The following is a 324-nucleotide window of genomic DNA, read 5'->3' as shown; positions in this document are numbered from 1 at the left end:
CTCCCTACTCCCTACTCCCTACTCCCTACTCCCTAATGCCCCTCAAACCCGATCAACGTCCGCACCGGCACGCCCAGCGCTTCGAGCTTCGCCCGTCCGCCGAGATCCGGCAGGTCGATGACGAAGCACGCGGCAAGAATATCGGCGCCGATCTGCCTCAGCAGCTTGACCGCCGCCTCCGCCGTGCCGCCGGTCGCGATCAGGTCGTCAACCAGGATCACCTTCTCGCCCGGCGCAACGCCGTCCTTGTGCATCTCCATCTCGTCCAGCCCGTATTCCAGGCTGTAGGCGACGCGTACCGTCTCGTAAGGCAGCTTGCCCTTC

General features: G+C 64.8%; 1 protein-coding gene. It reads right to left on the bottom strand.

The annotated features are described in order from the left end of the window. Nucleotides 1–32 precede the first annotated feature (32 nt). On the bottom strand, nt 33–324 hold a 292-nt coding region (locus X760_RS73570; RefSeq protein WP_023723268.1), incomplete at its 5' end, for a purine phosphoribosyltransferase family protein.

It is taken from the genome of Mesorhizobium sp. LSHC420B00 (genome assembly GCF_000503055.1).
Lineage (GTDB): Bacteria > Pseudomonadota > Alphaproteobacteria > Rhizobiales > Rhizobiaceae > Mesorhizobium.
Note: the sequence above shows the minus strand (reverse complement) of the source record. Positions and strands in the feature narration are given on the sequence as shown.